This window comes from Amycolatopsis sp. (genome assembly GCF_036008905.1).
Taxonomy (GTDB): Bacteria; Actinomycetota; Actinomycetes; order Mycobacteriales; family Pseudonocardiaceae; genus Amycolatopsis.
Window position 1 is genome coordinate 111,913 of the sequence record NZ_DASYMU010000225.1, and the last position, 16,485, is coordinate 128,397.

General features: G+C 69.0%; 14 protein-coding genes. 10 read left to right on the forward strand and 4 right to left on the reverse strand.

Annotation, left to right across the window (positions count from 1 at the left end; all coding sequences use genetic code 11):
• The first annotated feature begins 66 nt into the window (after positions 1 to 66).
• Positions 67 to 1,347 carry an aspartate aminotransferase family protein gene (locus tag VGP60_RS36820; protein ID WP_327552825.1) on the forward strand — a complete coding sequence of 427 codons (1,281 nt, stop codon included), beginning with the start codon at positions 67 to 69 and terminating at the stop codon, positions 1,345 to 1,347.
• A 190-nt stretch (positions 1,348 to 1,537) separates the two neighbouring features.
• Here the strand turns inward: VGP60_RS36820 and VGP60_RS36825 are convergent, their stop codons facing one another.
• From VGP60_RS36825 to VGP60_RS36835, 3 genes are read right to left on the reverse strand one after another with little or no spacing between them, the layout of a single operon-like run.
• Positions 1,538 to 2,017: a hypothetical protein gene (locus VGP60_RS36825; RefSeq protein ID WP_327552826.1), complete on the reverse strand. Its 480-nt coding sequence runs from the start codon at positions 2,015 to 2,017 to the stop codon at positions 1,538 to 1,540.
• Entirely contained in the window at positions 2,014 to 3,423 is a 1,410-nt protein-coding gene (locus VGP60_RS36830; protein WP_327552827.1) for a HAMP domain-containing sensor histidine kinase, read from the reverse strand. The genes VGP60_RS36825 and VGP60_RS36830 overlap by 4 nt, the downstream gene beginning before the upstream one ends.
• 11 nt (positions 3,424 to 3,434) lie before the next feature.
• Positions 3,435 to 4,124, reverse strand: a complete 690-nt coding sequence (locus VGP60_RS36835) for a response regulator transcription factor (protein ID WP_327552828.1) — start codon at positions 4,122 to 4,124, stop codon at positions 3,435 to 3,437.
• A gap of 236 nt (positions 4,125 to 4,360) precedes the next feature.
• On the opposite strand from VGP60_RS36835, the gene VGP60_RS36840 reads away from it, so the two are divergent.
• The 4 genes from VGP60_RS36840 (at position 4,361) to pip (ending at position 9,272) form a co-directional block, all read left to right on the forward strand.
• Positions 4,361 to 5,149, forward strand: a complete 789-nt coding sequence (locus tag VGP60_RS36840; protein WP_327552829.1) for a phosphatase PAP2 family protein — start codon at positions 4,361 to 4,363, stop codon at positions 5,147 to 5,149.
• 124 nt (positions 5,150 to 5,273) lie between these two features.
• Positions 5,274 to 6,200 (forward strand): PAC2 family protein, encoded by a 927-nt coding sequence (locus VGP60_RS36845; protein WP_327552830.1) that lies wholly within the window; start codon positions 5,274 to 5,276, stop codon positions 6,198 to 6,200.
• 205 nt (positions 6,201 to 6,405) lie between these two features.
• Entirely contained in the window at positions 6,406 to 8,334 is a 1,929-nt protein-coding gene (locus tag VGP60_RS36850) for a hypothetical protein (protein ID WP_327552831.1), read from the forward strand.
• 8 nt (positions 8,335 to 8,342) lie between these two features.
• Positions 8,343 to 9,272, forward strand: a complete 930-nt coding sequence (gene pip / locus VGP60_RS36855; protein WP_327552832.1) for a prolyl aminopeptidase — start codon at positions 8,343 to 8,345, stop codon at positions 9,270 to 9,272.
• 89 nt (positions 9,273 to 9,361) lie between these two features.
• Here pip and VGP60_RS36860 read toward each other — a convergent pair whose 3' ends face one another.
• Positions 9,362 to 11,077 carry an IlvD/Edd family dehydratase gene (locus tag VGP60_RS36860; protein ID WP_327552833.1) on the reverse strand — a complete coding sequence of 572 codons (1,716 nt, stop codon included), beginning with the start codon at positions 11,075 to 11,077 and terminating at the stop codon, positions 9,362 to 9,364.
• 68 nt (positions 11,078 to 11,145) lie between these two features.
• On the opposite strand from VGP60_RS36860, the gene VGP60_RS36865 reads away from it, so the two are divergent.
• The 5 genes from VGP60_RS36865 to VGP60_RS36885 all read left to right on the forward strand — a co-directional run bounded on the left by VGP60_RS36865 (position 11,146) and on the right by VGP60_RS36885 (position 16,414).
• Positions 11,146 to 11,970, forward strand: coding sequence for an SMP-30/gluconolactonase/LRE family protein (locus VGP60_RS36865; RefSeq protein WP_327552834.1), 825 nt, complete (start codon positions 11,146 to 11,148; stop codon positions 11,968 to 11,970).
• Complete coding sequence (locus VGP60_RS36870) at positions 11,967 to 12,977, forward strand: zinc-dependent alcohol dehydrogenase (protein ID WP_327552835.1); 1,011 nt, start codon at positions 11,967 to 11,969, stop codon at positions 12,975 to 12,977. Before VGP60_RS36865 ends, VGP60_RS36870 begins: the two co-directional genes overlap by 4 nt.
• Before the next feature lie 89 nt (positions 12,978 to 13,066).
• Positions 13,067 to 13,510, forward strand: a complete 444-nt coding sequence (locus tag VGP60_RS36875; protein WP_327552836.1) for a helix-turn-helix transcriptional regulator — start codon at positions 13,067 to 13,069, stop codon at positions 13,508 to 13,510.
• 10 nt (positions 13,511 to 13,520) lie between these two features.
• The gene (locus VGP60_RS36880; protein WP_327552837.1) at positions 13,521 to 13,931 is read left to right on the forward strand and encodes a VOC family protein; all 411 of its coding nucleotides are present in this window, start codon (positions 13,521 to 13,523) and stop codon (positions 13,929 to 13,931) included.
• A 92-nt stretch (positions 13,932 to 14,023) separates the two neighbouring features.
• On the forward strand, positions 14,024 to 16,414 hold the full coding sequence (locus VGP60_RS36885) for an excinuclease ABC subunit UvrA (RefSeq protein ID WP_327552838.1): 2,391 nt from the start codon (positions 14,024 to 14,026) through the stop codon (positions 16,412 to 16,414).
• Positions 16,415 to 16,485: the final 71 nt, after the last annotated feature.

Consider the following 16,485-nt stretch of genomic DNA (forward strand, 5'->3'; position numbering starts at 1 on the left):
GGCCAGGCGCGCGCGGGGGATCAGGGTAAGGATGGGGAGGACTACGTGAACCGAGGAGGACTGACGATGGTGACAGAGCAGCCGGGGAACCCGTTGTGGCATCCGTTCGCCGACATGGGGGCGGTCGACGGTGATCGCATGGTCATCACCCGTGGCGAGGGGTCGTATGTCTGGGACGACCAGGGCACGCGGTACTTCGACGCGACGGCGTCGCTCTGGTACGCGAACTTCGGGCACGGGCGTGAGGAGATCACGCAGGCCGTGAGCGAACAGCTGCGCAAGCTCGACTCGTACAACCTGTTCGGTTACTACGCGAACGAGCCGGCGCTCAGGCTGGCGGAGCGGGTTTCCGCGCTGGCGCCGACGCCGGGGTCGAAGGTGTTCTTCGGGTCCGGCGGCGCGGACGTCATCGACACGGCGGCGAAGGTCGCTCGCGCGCACTTCTTCCACACCGGGCGGCCCGAGAAGGTGCATCTCATCGGGCGGACCCAGGGGTATCACGGGACGCACGGGTTCGGCACGGCCGTCGGCGGGATCGCGGCGAACGCGGTCGGGTTCGGGCCGTTGCCGGGGCCGGTTTCGCATGTGCCGTACGACAGCGCGGAGGAGTTGGAGGCCGAGATCGTCGGTGTCGGGGCGGACAAGGTGGCCGCGTTCTTCTGCGAGCCGGTGATCGGCGCCGGGGGCGTGCTGCTGCCGCCGGACGGGTACATCGAGGCTGTCGCGGAGATCTGCCGACGCCACGACGTGCTGTTCGTGGCTGACTGCGTGATCGCCGGGTTCGGCAGGCTCGGCACGTGGTTCGGGATCGACCGGTGGCCGGTTCAGCCGGACATGATCACCGTGGCCAAGGGCATCACCGGCGGCACCATCCCGCTGGGCGCGCTGATCGTGGCGCCGCGCGTCGCCGAGCCGTTCTTCACCGGCAAGCCGGGCGCGCCGATCCTGCGGCACGGCGCGACCTACGCCGGGCACCCGGTCGCGTGCGCGGCGGGCAACGCCACTTTGGACCTCTACGAGCGTGACGGCCTGATCCCGCGTGGCCGCGAGCTGGAGAAGCCGCTGGCCGACGCACTCGCGGGGCTCGCCGGCCATCCACTCGTCGGCGAAGTCCGGGCAGGCCTCGGTTTCCTGGCCGCCGTCGACCTCGCGCCGGAGGTCTTCGCCGCCAACGCGGGCGCGGTGGGCCTCTGGCAGCGGGCCGCCCGGGAGGAGGGCTTGCTGATGCGCCCACTCGCGAAGGGACTCGCCATGTCCCCGCCGCTCATCGCCGGTGACACCGAGCTCGACCTGCTCGCGACCGGTCTCCCGCGCAGCCTCGACCGCCTCGCGAAGACCCTCGCCTAGAGAAAGCCTTCCCCATCAGTCGACAGCTTTGTGGGGCCCTGGCGGGCCATCGTGAGCGGTGGACCCTGCGAGAGAGGCACTTTCGTGAGAAAGCGCGCCGTGTCGTGCCCCCAATGCGGCGTTGGGGGCATTGAACGACCCCAACGCCGCATTGGGGTACTTCCAAGCCCACCCCGTCCGGCGTGCACCATCAAGGCAGACACTGCCTCGGCTCGGTTTTCCCGTCCGTCCCGACCAGCGTGACCGCGAAATCGGCGGTGTTCGACGGCCGGGCGGTCGCGAGCGCGGTGCAGGTCAGTTGCGACACGGCGAGCTGGGGCAGGTCGAGCACGGGGAACGACACCTTCACGATCGGGATGTCGTCGTAGGACACCGACGCCTTCGAGGACGTCGTGGGCAGGAAGGTCGTGGCCCCGTTCGCGCGTTCGGTGCTGGTGGGCCCCTTCAGCAGCAGGTCGAGCGCCACGGGGATGCTCGAGGAGCTCGGCGTCTGCCGGGACAGGCCGGTGAGCCTGCCGTTGATGACGAAGTAGAGGATCACGTAACCGGTGGTGCCGCGGTCGTCGGGGAGGCCCGGCGCGTCCCCCGCGTTGATCACGCCCGTCGGCTGCACCCCGCAGGCGGTGACGGCCAGCAGCGTCATGAAGGCGGCGAAGCGGCGCACGCTCATGGGAGCCGCCGGATCAGGGGCAGTGTCAGCACGAATTTCGCGCCGCTGCCGGTGTTCATGGCCTTGATGGTGCCGCCGTGCAGCCTGGCGTTCTCGAGTGCGATGGCCAGGCCCAGCCCGCTGCCCTCGGAGCGCGCGCGGGAGCTGTCGGCCTTGGAAAACCGGTCGAAGACGTGAGGCAGCACAGCCGGGTCCATGCCAGGGCCGTGATCGGTGACCTCGAACGTGACCGTGGTGCCGTTGTCGCGCAACCGCAGCTCGACGGGTGGCTCGCCGTGCCGGAGCGCGTTGCCGACCAGGTTGGCCACGATGATGTCGAGCCGCCGCCGGTCCGCCCACGCGGTGATCCCGGCGGGCAGGTCGGCGACCAGGTCGTCGCTGAACCGCCAGCCGCGGGCGTCGAGACTGTCCTTGATCGCCGTCGGCAGCTCCCATTCGTCCAGCTGCAGTTCCGCGCGGCCGGCGTCGAACCGCGAGATCTCGACGAGGTCCTGGACCAGCCGGGTGAGCCGCCGCGTCTCCTCCGACACCAGCCGTGCCGCGACGGCGGTGTCCGGCGGCAGGCTGGCGGCGTCCTCGTCCAGCACGTCGGTGACCGCGGTCATGGCGGCCAGCGGGGTCCGGAGCTCGTGCGAGACATCGGCGACGAACCGCCGCGCGTCGGCCTCCATCCCGCGCAGCTCACCGACGGTCCGTTCCAGCTCTCTCGCCGTGCCGTTGAAGGTATGGACCAGTTGTGCCAGCTCGTCCGACCCTCTCGCCCGCAGATGGACGTCGAGCTTCCCGTCCCCGAGCTGACGGGCCGCGGTGTTGAGCTCGCGTACTGGCCGCAATACTCCTCTGGCGGCGAGCAAGGCCAGCGCGATGGCCAGTGGCAACGCCAGCGCCGCCGTCTGCCACGCGGATCGCGCGAGTTCCTCGATGGCGACCTGCTGAGAGGACAAAGACGTGACGGTGTAGACCTCCAGCCCGGTCGGTGCGGGCAGGCCGTTCGCGCCCCGGCCGCGCACCGTGGTGCCGACCACGAACAACGGCTGCCCGTAACGGAACACCCGCTGGAAGACCAGCTGAGAGCGCCCCGAAACCTCCGCCCGTAGCTCCGGCGGGATCTCCGAAAGACTCGGGCCGCCCGTCGACTGGAGATTCTTGTAGACCACCACGGCCGAGGACTTCAGCGAAGCCGCGAAGTCGTCGAGGCTCTGTTGCGTCGGCGGCAGTGTCAGGTTCGGCGCGAACAGGGTGATCTGGTCCTTCAGCCGGTTCATCGTCTGATCCTGGAACCCGGCGAGGATCGTGGTGCGGGCGGAGACGTAACTCGCGCCCGCCGCGGCCGTCGCGCCGACGAGGGTCACCAGTGCGAACGCGGCGATGAGCCTGGGCCGCAGCCCGGAAAGCCGGAGCCTCACGCGGTTCGGCTTCACGAGCGGCCGAAGCGGTAGCCGAACCCGCGGACGGTCTGGACGTACTCCGGTTTGGCAGGCACGTTCTCGATCTTGGCCCGCAGCCGCTGGACACAGGCGTCGACGAGCCGCGAGTCGCCGAGGTAGTCGTGGTCCCACACCGCGGAGAGGATCTGCTGGCGGCTGTACACCTGGCCGGGCGTCCGAGACAGCTCCAGCAGCAGTTTCAGCTCGGTCGGGGTGAGCGGCACCGGGTTCCCGTTCCGCGTCACGACCAGTCCCGCGCGGTCGATCACCAGGTCGCCGTGGGTTTCCCCGGTGGGCTGCCCGTTGACGGGCCGTTCGCTGACCGCGCGCCGCAGCACCGCGCGGATCCGCGCGTCCAGGACCCCGGGCTGTACCGGCTTGACCACGTAATCGTCGGCCCCGGCTTCGAGCCCGGCGACGACGTCGAAATCGTCGCTGCGGGCGGTCAGCATGATGATCGGCACCTCCGCCGACGAGCGCATGCGGCGGCACGTCTCGAAGCCGTCGATCCCGGGCAGCATGAGGTCCAGCACCACGATGTCGGGATGCTCGGTGTGCAACAGCTCCAGCCCGATCTCCCCGGATTCGCCGGCGTGCACCACATGTCCCTGACGCCGCAAGGCGAGCTGAAGCCCCTGCCTGACGGCGCGGTCGTCCTCGACCAACAAAACCACTGCCACCCCGCCATTATTCGGAAATCGCCAGTCGGACGCGACTCGACCTGGTTCTGTAGCGAAACCATGACATTGTCCGCACAGGATCCATAAATCTCCGACGCAGAATCGGGTTCATGGTCGTCATCACTTCGGAACCCGCAAGGCAGGAACGCCAAACCCCTGAACCCACAAGCAAAACTGTGCTCACCCAAGCAGCGCCCGCACGGCACCGCTTCCGAGGAATGCGGCGCGCGTCACCGATGGAACTCTCCCTCGCGGGTGCGCTGGGTTTCGGTGCCGCGTTCCTGTTGTCCTATTTCGTCTTCGTCCGCACGACCGGCGGGCAGGCGGCGGAGAACGGGGTGGTGCGCAGCGCGCAGTCCGGTCTCTCGTCCACGTCGGACTGGGCGATACCGCTGCGTGACGGGGACAAGATCGCGGTGCTCTGCGCGGCCGCCGTCCTGCTGATGGTGATCGCCCTGCTGCGACGCCGGTTCGCGCTGGCCGCCGCCGGTTCCGCGGTGCTGGGCGGCTCGCTCCTGGTCGCGCACGTGCTGAAGATGTACGTCTTCGACCGGCCGCCGCTCACCGGCGGTGGTTCGGTGGCCACGCACAACAGCTTCCCGAGCGGACATGTCACCGCCGCGATGGCCATCGTGCTGGCGATCGCGCTCGTGGTGCCACAGCGGGCGCGGCCGTTCGTGCTCGTACCGGGCGCGCTCGGTGTCGCGTGGGTCGCTTCGGCCACCATCGCGCTCGGCTGGCACCGGCTGAGCGACACCATCGGCGGCGGGTTTCTCGTCGCGACGATCTGCTGCCTGGTCGCCGCCGCGCTGCACGCGTCGAACCGCGAACGTGGCGAGCGGGCCGGTCGTGTCCCCGTCATCGCCGCGCTGATCCTGCCGTCCGTGCTGGTGGGAGCGCTTTACGCGGTGTCGCGAACGGCGACTTCGGACAACGCTCAGCTCGTCGGCGCGGTCATCCTCGCCGCCGCTTCGGGCCTGCTTGTGGTGTTGCTGACGTATTGGGTGCTACCCAAGAGCGTCTAGGGGGTGCGCTGAAACCTCGATGACACGCAAGACCACTAACATTGCCATGTGCGGGATTGATTCGAGGCCTGCCTGCGTTGAGTACTGGGACGAGGCACTCGCACATGAGCGGTAGGAGGACTTGGTGGCGCAGGATCCGGAGGATCTGTACGAGGTGGACTCGGATGTCCCCGATCTGAACGGGGCCGTCCTGCTGCACCACTTCGACGGCTTCATGGACGCCGGATCCGCTGGTCAGCTGGTCGCCGAGCACCTGCTCGCCCGGCTGGAGCACCGGGTCGTCGCGCGCTTCGACGTCGACGGCCTGATCGACTACCGCGCCCGCCGCCCGCCGATGACCTACGCGATCGACCACTGGGAGAGCTACGACGCCCCCGAGCTGGTCATCCACCTGCTTCACGACACCGACGGAGCGCCGTTCCTGCTGCTCACCGGCCCCGAGCCGGACAGTCGCTGGGAACTGTTCATCGTCGCGGTGCGGTCGCTGATCGAGCGCTGGGGTGTCCGCCTCACGGTCGGTTTCCACGGCATCCCGATGGGCGCGCCGCATACCCGGCCGCTCGGCGTCACCGCGCACGCGACGCGCGTCGAGCTGATCGGCGAGCACCAGCCGCTGCCCAACCGCATGCAGGTCCCGAGCAGTATTTCGGGCCTCATGGAGCTGCGCCTCGGCGAGTCCGCCCACGACGCGCTGGGCTTCGCCGCCCACGTGCCGCACTACCTGGCACAGGCTTCGTACCCGGCCGCCGCGGTCCTGATCCTGGACTCGCTCGTGAAGGCCACCGGCCTGACGCTGCCCGACGCCGACCTGCGGGAATCCGCCCGCCAGGCCGACGCGGAGATCGACAGGCAGGTCGCCGAGTCCGACGAGGTCGCGGACGTCGTGCGCGCGCTCGAGCGCCAGTACGACACGTTCGTCGAGGCTTCGGGGCGGGACAGTCTCTTGGCCGAGTCGGTCGAGCACATGCCGACGGCCGAAGAGCTGGGCACGCAGTTCGAGCGGTTCCTCGCCGAGCAGCAGGGCCACGGCGGAGAGTCCCCGGACCACTGAGCAAACTTTCGTCGCGGAGATGACCTTAGTGGTCACGACCGGACGTTCGTTGGGGTCTCGACGGCCCAGCTTCCCGCTGGACGCACGGCCGGAAGACCCGAGTACAACACCGGTACGAGGATCTTCCGGCCGCGCGCCCAGCAGAAACCTGAATCCGCCGAATACTCCCAACGAACGGCCAGTCGCAACCACTTAGACTCGCAAGGTGTCTGAAGATTCCACAGCTCTGGCCGGCCTCGACGACGTTCCCTGGGCGGAGCTTCCGCTGAACTCCCGTTCCGCCGAGGACATCCCCGGGATGCTGCGTGCGGTAGCCGACCCCGAAAAGGGGGACGTCGCCTGCTGGGAGCTCGACGCGGCGCTGGTCAGGCAGGGTTCGCTGGCCTGGCCGGTGGTGATCGCGGTGCTGCCGTTCCTGGTGCGGCTCGCGGCGGACGAGAAGGTGACCTGCCGCGCGGAGATCCTCGGCCTGCTCATCATGCTGACCGCCGACGAACCCGACGATCCGCAGTGGAACGACGCCTGGGCCGAGGCCGTGCCGGTGCTCGGCATGCTGCTCGACGACGCCGACCCGATGGTCCGGCAGACCGTGGTCGAGGCGTTGTCGATCACCGACGACGTCAAGGGCACCATCTGGCGGGCTTTCCAGTGGCGCTGGACGGCCGAGACCGATCGCGCGGTGCGGCTCAATCTGGTGCTGGCCGTCGGTGACCTGGCGCCGCCCGGCGTCGAAGCCTGGCTGGCGGAGCGACTGAGCGACCCCGACCGGCAGATCCGGCTCGCCGCCGCGCTGTCGTCCCGGCCGGAACAGCATCTCGACGTGCTCATCGACGCGCTGAGTGAACCGGATCTCGACGTCTGGCGCGGGGTGCACGCGGTCGACATGGACGCGGCCGGGGTGGTCAGCTGGGCGGGTTCCACCCTCGGTGAGGACGTCCCGGGCCGGGTTCGGCTGGTCACCGGGCTGATCGGGCACGAAGATCCCCGGCGCCGGCTGGGCGCGTTGTACGCGGCCGCGGCGCTGCTCAACGAGCGCCGTTCCGTGGTGAGCGCGCTCCTGCCGATGATCGCGCCGCTGCTCGAAGACGCCGAGATCGAAATCCGGGCGCTGGCCGTCCAGCTCGTGGCCGGGCTCGGGCCGGAAGCATCCGCGTACGCCGACGAACTGGCCGCGATGCTCGGTGACGAGACGATCGCGCGCGGCGACGTCCAGTTCGCCGACCTCGCGCTGTGGGGTCTCGCGCGGATGGGCGATTCCCGTTGTGTGGCACCACTTCTGGCCCGTCTGGAGGGTGACAGGCTCGGATATTCGTACTACAGCGTCGGTTTCCCGCGTGACAGCGGCACGCTGATCGAGGTTCCCGGTATCCACGAGGTGCTCTTCGACGTCCCGCAGTTCGCCGACGAGCTGCTCCGCGGCGTCGCCAGGCGCCTGATCGTGGGCGACCACCTGCACGCCTGGCGGCCGTTCGCCGAGGTCGTCGCCGCTTGGGGACCGGCCGCGGCCAAGGCCGTCACCCAGGTCCGCCCGTTGCTGTACTCCGAGGCGCCGTCCTGGGCCGCCGAGGCACTGGCCGCGATCGGACCGGCGGGCGCGCCGACGAAACGGCTGCTGCGCAAACTCGCCGAGAACCCCGAAATCGACGCGCGGCACCGCTGGCCAGCCGCCGGCGCGCACGCGATGGTCACCGGGAAACCCAAGCAGGCCGCGGAAATCCTGGGCCGCGCTGTCGCGGACCCGGCCGGCACCGAGCGGCACACGGCGGCTCGGCACCTGGCCACACTGGGTTCCGCGGCGGCCGCGTACGCCGGTGCGCTGCGCGTGCTGATGGCCACCGACGAACTGTGGAACCGCGTGGAGGCGGCGAACGCGCTCTGGGAAGTGGCCCGGGATCCGGACGGGGTGACGACGCTGCTCGACATCGTCGGTTCGGCTACGGAGTTCCGGCCCGCGGTCCAGCGGGCCGTCAAGTACCTCGCCACGATCAAACCCCTTCCCGCGGCGGCGGAACCCGTGCTCCGATCCCTTTTGGACCGTGACGAGCGCATAGCGGGCAACGGCTCCTGGCGGGTCTTCGTCGAGGACCAGGAGATCCGCGGCCACCTCGCCGCGGCGCTCGCAGACCTGCACTGAGGAGCGCGGTGTACCCGGAAATCGAGCCGTACGACCATGGCCTGCTCGACGTCGGCGACGGGAACCTGGTCTATTGGGAGGTTTGCGGCAATCCCGACGGCAAACCGGCCGTCGTCTTGCATGGCGGGCCCGGATCCGGTTGTGTGCCTTGGCATCGGCGGTTCTTCGATCCGTCGGTGTACCGGATCGTCCTGCTCGACCAGCGCAACTGTGGCCGGAGTATTCCGCACGCGAGCGAACCCGACGTCGACCTGTCCGCCAATAGCACCGACAATCTCGTCGCCGACCTGGAACGGCTGCGGGAGCTGCTGGGCATCGGGAAATGGTTGGTATTCGGCGGTTCCTGGGGTTCGATCCTCGGACTCACCTACGCCGAACGGTACCCGGCGCGGGTGTCGGAGCTGGTGCTGACGGGCGTGTTCACCGGAAGTCACGCGGAGCACGAGCTGCTCACGCGCGGCCTCGGCGGGCTGTTTCCCGAGGCATGGCAACGATTTCGGGCCGCCGTGCCGGACGAGAACCTACTCGACGGCTACCACCGGCTCCTCTTCGACCCCGATCCCGCGGTGCGCGAGAAGGCGTCGCGCGATTGGTGCGACTGGGAGGAGGCCATCGCCCCGGCTCCCGAACCGAGCGAGCGCTTCATGGACGTCGACTACCGCCTGGCGTTCACGCGGATCGTGACGCACTACTGGCGTCATGACAGCTGGTTGGGCGACGGCGTTGTGCTCAGGGAGGTCGGCTCGCTCGCGGGCATCCCCGGGGTCATCGTGCAGGGCGTGCTCGACGTCGGGAACCTGCTGGGAATCCCCTGGGAACTCAAGCACGCGTGGCCCGGTTGCGAACTCGTGCTCGTCGGCCAAGCAGGTCACCACGTGAGCGACGCCGGGATGAGCGAGTCCCTCATCGCCGCCACCGACCGCTTCGGCAAGCGCTAGTCCCCACCGCCATCTGTCGACAGGTGGCGATACCCCGCGTGTGCAACTACCGCCATCTGTCGACAGGTGGCGGGCGTTCCTCAAGTAGGTCAGTGGGATTCGCGGGACACCTGATCGCCGCTGGAACCGTTGAGGAAGTCGAGGTCGGCACCGGTGTTGGCCTGCTGCACGGTCTGGACGTACAGCTTTTCCCAGCCGCGCTTCGGGTTCGCGTAGGCGGCGACAGTCGCGGCGTCGGGAGTGCGCTGCGCGAGCTCTTCCGCCGGGACGTCGAGCTCCAGCTTGCGGGCTTCGACGTCCAGCACGATGAAGTCGCCGGTGCGGACGAGCGCGAGCGGCCCGCCGGCGGCAGCCTCCGGCGAGACGTGCAGGACGACGGTGCCGTACGCGGTGCCGCTCATCCGGCCGTCGCAGATCCGGACCATGTCCCGGACGCCCTGCTGGAGCAGCTTGGTGGGCAACGGCATGTTCGCTACTTCGGGCATCCCCGGGTAGCCCTTGGGACCGCAGCCGCGCAGGACCAGCACGGAATCGGCGTCGACGTCGAGCTCCGGGTCGTCGATACGGGTGTGCAGGTCCTCGATGGAGTCGAAGACGAGCGCGCGGCCGCGGTGCCGGAGCAGCTCCGGTGACGCGGCGGCGGGTTTGATGACAGCGCCGTCCGGGGCGAGATTTCCGTACAGCACGGCGATTCCGGCGTTGGCCTGCAGCGGGTTCGCCCGCACCCGGATGACCTCCTGGTCCCAGATCTCCGCTTCGCCGAGGTAGTCGACCAGCGGTTTGCCGGTCACGGTCAGCGCTGTCGGGTCGAGCAGGTCACGGACCTCGGCGAGCACGGCCAGCAGCCCGCCGGCGCGGTGGAAGTCCTCCATTAGGAACCGCCCGGCCGGTTGCAGGTCGACCAGCAGGCCGACATCGGCGCCGGTGCGGTCGAAGTCGTCCTGCGTCAGCTCGATGCCGAGCCGACCGGCGATGGCGAGCAGGTGCACCACGGCGTTCGTCGAACCACCCAGCGCCGCGAGCGCGACGATGGCGTTGAGGAACGAACCGCGGGTCAGCAGCGTGCTCGGCCGCCGCTGCTCGGCGACCATCTCGACGGCCAGGCGTCCGGTGTTGTGGGACGCTTCGAGCAGGCGGCTGTCGGCGGCGGGTGTCCCGGCGATCCCGGGCATGGTCGTGCCCAGCGCTTCGGCGACCAGCGCCATGGTCGACGCGGTGCCCATGGTGTTGCAGTGCCCGCGGCTGCGGATCATCGAGGACTCGGACTTGAGGAACTGCTCCTCCGACAGCGTCCCGCCGCGGACCTCCTCCGAGAGCCGCCAGACGTCGGTGCCGCAGCCCAGCGCGGCGCCGCGGAAAGTGCCCGTGAGCATGGGACCGCCGGGGATCACCACGGCCGGAAGATCGACGGAAGCCGCGGCCATCAGCAGCGCGGGGATGGTCTTGTCGCAACCGCCGAGCAGCACGACCCCGTCGAGGGGGTTGGCCCGCAGCATCTCTTCGGTGGCCATCGCGGCCATGTTGCGCCACAGCATCGCCGTCGGGCGCACCTGCGTCTCACCCAGCGAGACCACGGGCAGGTTCAGCGGGATGCCGCCTGCCTCGTAGACGCCCTGTTTGACGCTCTCGGCGACCTCGTTGAAATGCGCGTTGCACGGCGTCAGATCCGACGCGGTGTTGGCGATGGCGATATGCGGACGGCCGTCGAAGGCGTGCGCGGGCAGTCCCCGGCGCATCCACGCCCGGTGGATGTAGGCGTTGCGGTCGGTGCCTCGGTACCACTGCGAGCTGCGCTGCTCAGCCATGGGCGGCCTTCCTTTTGGTGCTATATTCCGAACGTGGCTCAGCGTAGTGGCAAACGGTCGCGTCTGGCGTGAAGACTTTCCGCGCGGAGGCGGTCTCCGACGATGTGTACGGGCTCGGCGAAGGACCGCTCTGGGACGCCGCCCGGCAACGGCTGCTGTGGGTGGACATCAGTGTTGGTCATGTCCACAGTGGAGAGTGGCGTGGCGGTAAAGTACTTCCGGGTGAACGGTTCGAGTTTCCCGGCACGGTAGGAGCGGTCGTCTGCTCCGCCGTCGGTGAGTTGCTTGTCGCCGGACAGCGTGAACTGTGGACGGTCGCCTCGGACGGTACGAAAGCCCGTGGCCCCCAACTGATTCCGGACGAAAAGGTCAGCCGGTTGAACGACGGCGGCTGTGACCCGGCGGGCCGGTTCCTGATCGGCAGTATGGCGCTCGACGACAGGGTGGGCGAGGAAACCCTTGTCCGCGTTGAAGGTTCGTCCATAACGATCATCGACGACGATCTGTCGCTGTCCAACGGCCTGGCGTGGTCGCCGGACGGGCGGTCGATGTACAGCATCGACACGACTCCCGGGCTGGTCTGGATCCGCGACTACGAAAGCTTCGGTCCGCGCGAGGAGTTCTTGCACATCACCGAAGGATCGCCGGACGGGCTCTGCGTGGACGTCGACGGGAACCTGTGGATCGCGGTCTGGAGCGCCGGTCAGGTGCGTGGCTTCACACCTTCGGGGGAGCATTTCGTGACCATCGAAGTGGCCGCTCCCAACACAACCAGCGCAGCCTTCATCGGCCCGGACCTCGACACGCTGCTCATCACCACGGCCGATGGCCCGCTTTTCGCCTGTGACATCGGTGTTCGCGGTCTTCCGGTGCCGGTTTGGTCCGGCCGGTGAGGGCTTTTGTCGTCACCGGGCCTCGCGAAGGCGCGGTCCAAGACGTTGCGGCGCCCGAAGCCGAGCCGGGGCAGGTCGTCGTCGACATCTCGCGGGTCGGTGTCTGCGGTACCGATGTCGAGTTCTACACCGGCGAAATGGCGTATCTGCACCAAGGCTACGCCAGCTACCCGATGCGGCTCGGGCACGAGTGGTGCGGGATCGTTTCCGCGCTGGGACGAGGTGTCGACGAAAGCTGGCTGGGCCGCCGTGTCACCGGTGACACCATGCTCGGCTGCGGTCACTGCCCCCGATGCGTGTCCGGCCGTCACAACGTGTGCGAGGACCGGTTCGAGATCGGCATCCGTGGCGGTTTTCCCGGCGCGCTCGCCGAACAACTCGCCGTCCCCGCAACGGCTTTACTCGCTTTGCCCGACAGCGTCGACGATGTCGCGGGTGCGCTGGTGGAACCCGGCGGCAACGCGTTGCGGGCGGTCCGGGGCGCGGCTTTGTCGGCGGGGGACCGGATCCTGGTGCTGGGGCTCGGCACGATCGGCCTGCTCGTCGGCGAGTTCGCGCGGGCACAAGGCGCCGAAGTGCACCTCGTCGACCGCTCGGACCGGACCCTGGATTTCGCGCGGACACTGGGTTTCTCCGGCGTCTGGCGAGCGGAGGAGCTCCCCGCGCTGCCATGGGACGCCGTCGTCGACGCCTCGAACTCGCCTCAGCTGCCCGCGCTGGCACTCGATCTCGTGGAGCCGGGGAAGCGGATCGTCTACATCGGACTCTCCGGCACACCGAGCCTTATCGACACACGGACCTTGGCGTTGAAGGACGTCACGGCCGTCGGCATCCTCGCCGGTTCGGCGGGACTGGCCGGGACGATCGAGACCTACGCGTCCGGCGCCGTCGACCCGCGGCCGCTGGTCGGCGCCACCGTCGGCCTGGCCCAAGCCGGTGACGTCCTCGCGGGCCGCCTCACCCCCACCGGCCCCGGCCCGAAAACCCACATCGACCCGCGCGCCTAGCTCTCTGAAGTGCCACCTAGCTCGGGAACATGCGGCTGCTGACCTGCGATCGAGTGCCTCTGACGCCGGTGCGAAGTACGATCTCGCAGGTGAACAGCAGACCTCCCGCGGCGCAGCACCTGCGTGACCTCGCATTGCTGCGCCGCGTCCGCGACCGGATCGACCGGGAGTACGCGCAACCATTGGATGTCGAGGCGCTCGCCCGCGGCGTGAACATCTCGGCCGGGCATCTCAGCCGCGAGTTCCGGCGCGCCTACGGTGAGTCGCCGTACTCCTATCTGATGACGCGGCGCATCGAGCGCGCGATGGCGCTGCTGCGTCGTGGCGATCTCAGTGTCACCGAGGTCTGTTTCGAGGTCGGCTGCTCGTCACTGGGCACTTTCAGCACTCGCTTCACCGAGCTGGTCGGCGTGCCGCCCAGTACCTACCGGCGCGAGACAGCCCGCTCGACAGCGGGGATGCCACCGTGCGTGGCGAAACAGGTGACCAGACCGATCAGGAATCAAGAAGCGCGGCCGACGAGCCGGACCTAATGTGACCGCCATGGACATCACAATTCACGCGACCTTCCTCCCCCACGACGACGCGGCCGAGTCCCTGGCCTTCTACCGCGACACCCTCGGCTTCGAGGTCCGCAACGAGGTTGCCTACGGCGGGATGCACTGGAACACGGTCGGCCCCGCCGGCCAGCCCGGCACCTCCATCGTCCTGCACCCGCCCGCGGCCAACCCCGGCATCACCGACGACGAGCGCCGCACGATCGCCGAGATGATGGCCAAGGGCACCTACGCCAGCATCAGCCTGGCGACCAAGGATCTCGACGGCGTTTTCACGCGGCTGCAGGCCAGCGGCGCCGAGGTCGTCCAGGAGCCGATCGAGCAGCCGTACGGCGTTCGCGACTGCGCCTTCCGTGATCCCGCGGGCAACCTGCTCCGCATCCAGGAGCTGCGCTGATCCCCCGGACGCCCTGCTCAAAGCTGGTTAGATCGACCCAGGCGACGCCGGCGAAGACCACGTAGGCGGCCCCGCTTACAGATGGAGACACGATGAGCAAGGCCATGAGGACGGACACGCAGTCGGCTGAGCCGCACGTTGCCGACAGTCACGACCTGATCCGCGTGCACGGCGCGCGCGCGAACAACCTCAAGGACGTCAACATCGAGCTCCCGAAGCGACGGCTGACGGTGTTCACCGGCGTCTCCGGCTCCGGCAAGAGTTCGCTGGTGTTCGCCACGATCGCCGCGGAGTCACAGCGGATGATCAACGAGACCTACAGCGCCTTCGTGCAGGGCTTCATGCCGACGCTGGCGCGGCCGGAGGTCGACGTTCTCGACGGGCTGACGACCGCGATCATCGTCGACCAGCAGCGGATGGGAAGCGATCCCCGGTCCACGGTCGGCACCGCCACCGATGCCAACGCGATGCTGCGCATCCTCTTCAGCCGGCTCGGGCGGCCGCATATCGGCTCGCCCCAGGCGTTCTCCTTCAACGTCGCGTCGATCAGCGGAGCGGGCGCGGTCACGATCGAGCGTGGCGGGAAGACGGTGAAGGAGCGGCGCAGCTTCGCCATCACCGGTGGCATGTGCCCGCGCTGCGAGGGCCGGGGCTCGGTCAACGACATCGACCTGTCCGCGCTCTACGACGACAGCAAGTCGCTCAACGAGGGTGCGCTCACGATCCCCGGCTACAGCATGGAGGGCTGGTACGGCCGCATCTTCCGCGGCTGCGGGTTCTTCGACCCGGACAAGCCGATCGCGAAGTTCACCAAGCGCGAGCTGAACGACCTGCTCCACAAAGAACCGACCAAGATCAAGGTCGAGGGGATCAACCTGACGTACTCCGGGCTGATCCCGACGATCCAGAAGTCGTACCTGTCCAAGGACGTCGACGCGCTGCAGCCGCACATCCGCGCCTTCGTGGAGCGGGCGGTCACCTTCACCACCTGCCCCGAATGCGGCGGCACCCGGCTCAGCGAGGCCGCCCGGTCCTCCAAGATCAAGAAGGTCAACATCGCCGAGGCGTGCGCGATGCAGATCAGCGATCTCGCCGCGTGGGTGCGCGACCTCGACGAGCCCTCGGTGGCACCGCTGCTCACGACGCTGCGGCACACTCTCGACTCGTTCGTGGAGATCGGGCTGGGCTACCTCTCGCTCGACCGGCCCGCGGGCACGCTGTCAGGCGGGGAAGCGCAGCGCACCAAGATGATCCGCCACCTCGGCTCCTCGCTCACCGACGTCACCTACGTCTTCGACGAGCCGACCATCGGCCTGCACCCCCACGACATCCAGCGGATGAACGAGCTGCTGCTGCAGTTGCGGAACAAGGGCAACACGGTGCTCGTCGTGGAGCACAAGCCGGAGACGATCGGGATCGCCGACCACGTCGTCGACCTCGGCCCCGGCGCCGGTTCGGCGGGCGGCACCATCTGCTTCGAGGGCACCGTCGAGGGGCTGCGGTCCAGCGACACCATCACCGGGCGGCATCTCGACGACCGCGCCACCCTGAAGCCGTCGGTGCGGACGCCGTCGGGGGCACTCGAAGTACGCGGCGCCAACATGCACAACCTGCGGGATGTCGACGTCGACATCCCGCTCGGGGTGCTCGTCGTTCTCACCGGGGTGGCGGGTTCGGGCAAGAGTTCGCTGATCCGCGGCTCGGTGTCCGGGCGGGACGGTGTGGTGTCGGTCGACCAAGCCCCGATCCGCGGCTCGCGGCGGAGTAACCCGGCGACCTACACCGGACTGCTCGAACCGATCCGCAAGGCGTTCGCGAAGGCCAACGGCGTGAAGCCGGCGCTGTTCAGCGCCAACTCCGAGGGTGCCTGCCCCACCTGCAAGGGCGCCGGTGTCATCTACACCGACCTGGCGATGATGGCCGGTATCGCCAGCACCTGTGAGGAGTGCGAGGGAAAGCGGTTCGACTCGCTGGTGCTGGAGTACCAGTTCGGCGGCCGCGACATCAGCGAGGTGCTCGCGATGTCGGTGGCCGAGGCCGAGGAGTTCTTCGGCGCCGGCGAGGCGCGCACGCCGGCCGCGCACAAGATCCTCGAGCGGCTCAACGACGTCGGGCTCGGCTACCTCACCATCGGCCAGCCGCTCACCACGCTCTCCGGCGGCGAGCGGCAGCGGCTCAAGCTGGCCACCCAGATGGCCGACAAGGGCGTCGTCTACGTCCTCGACGAGCCGACCACCGGCCTGCACCTCGCCGACGTCGAGAAGCTGCTCGGCCTGCTCGACCGGCTCGTCGAGTCCGGCAAGTCGGTCATCGTCGTCGAGCACCACCAGGCGGTGATGGCGCATGCGGACTGGGTCATCGACCTCGGCCCGGGCGCCGGCCACGACGGAGGACGGGTCGTCTTCGAGGGCACACCCGCCGATCTCGTCGCAGCCCGCTCCACCCTCACCGGCGAGCACCTCGCGGCCTACGTCGGCACCTGACCGAGGGCCTCGCGAAGTCAGCCGGTCGTACTCTCTGACGGCTGACAGGGCCAGCGTTTCCACGCCCAACG

What these genes read in the sequence shown, in the direction of transcription:
- VGP60_RS36820 (WP_327552825.1), top strand. Translation starts at nt 67, where the DNA reads ATGGTGACAGAGCAGCCGGGGAACCCGTTGTGGCATCCGTTCGCCGAC.
- VGP60_RS36825 (WP_327552826.1), bottom strand. Translation starts at nt 2,017, where the DNA reads ATGAGCGTGCGCCGCTTCGCCGCCTTCATGACGCTGCTGGCCGTCACC.
- VGP60_RS36840 (WP_327552829.1), top strand. Translation starts at nt 4,361, where the DNA reads ATGGAACTCTCCCTCGCGGGTGCGCTGGGTTTCGGTGCCGCGTTCCTG.
- VGP60_RS36860 (WP_327552833.1), bottom strand. Translation starts at nt 11,077, where the DNA reads ATGGCTGAGCAGCGCAGCTCGCAGTGGTACCGAGGCACCGACCGCAAC.
- VGP60_RS36880 (WP_327552837.1), top strand. Translation starts at nt 13,521, where the DNA reads ATGGACATCACAATTCACGCGACCTTCCTCCCCCACGACGACGCGGCC.
- VGP60_RS36885 (WP_327552838.1), top strand. Translation starts at nt 14,024, where the DNA reads ATGAGCAAGGCCATGAGGACGGACACGCAGTCGGCTGAGCCGCACGTT.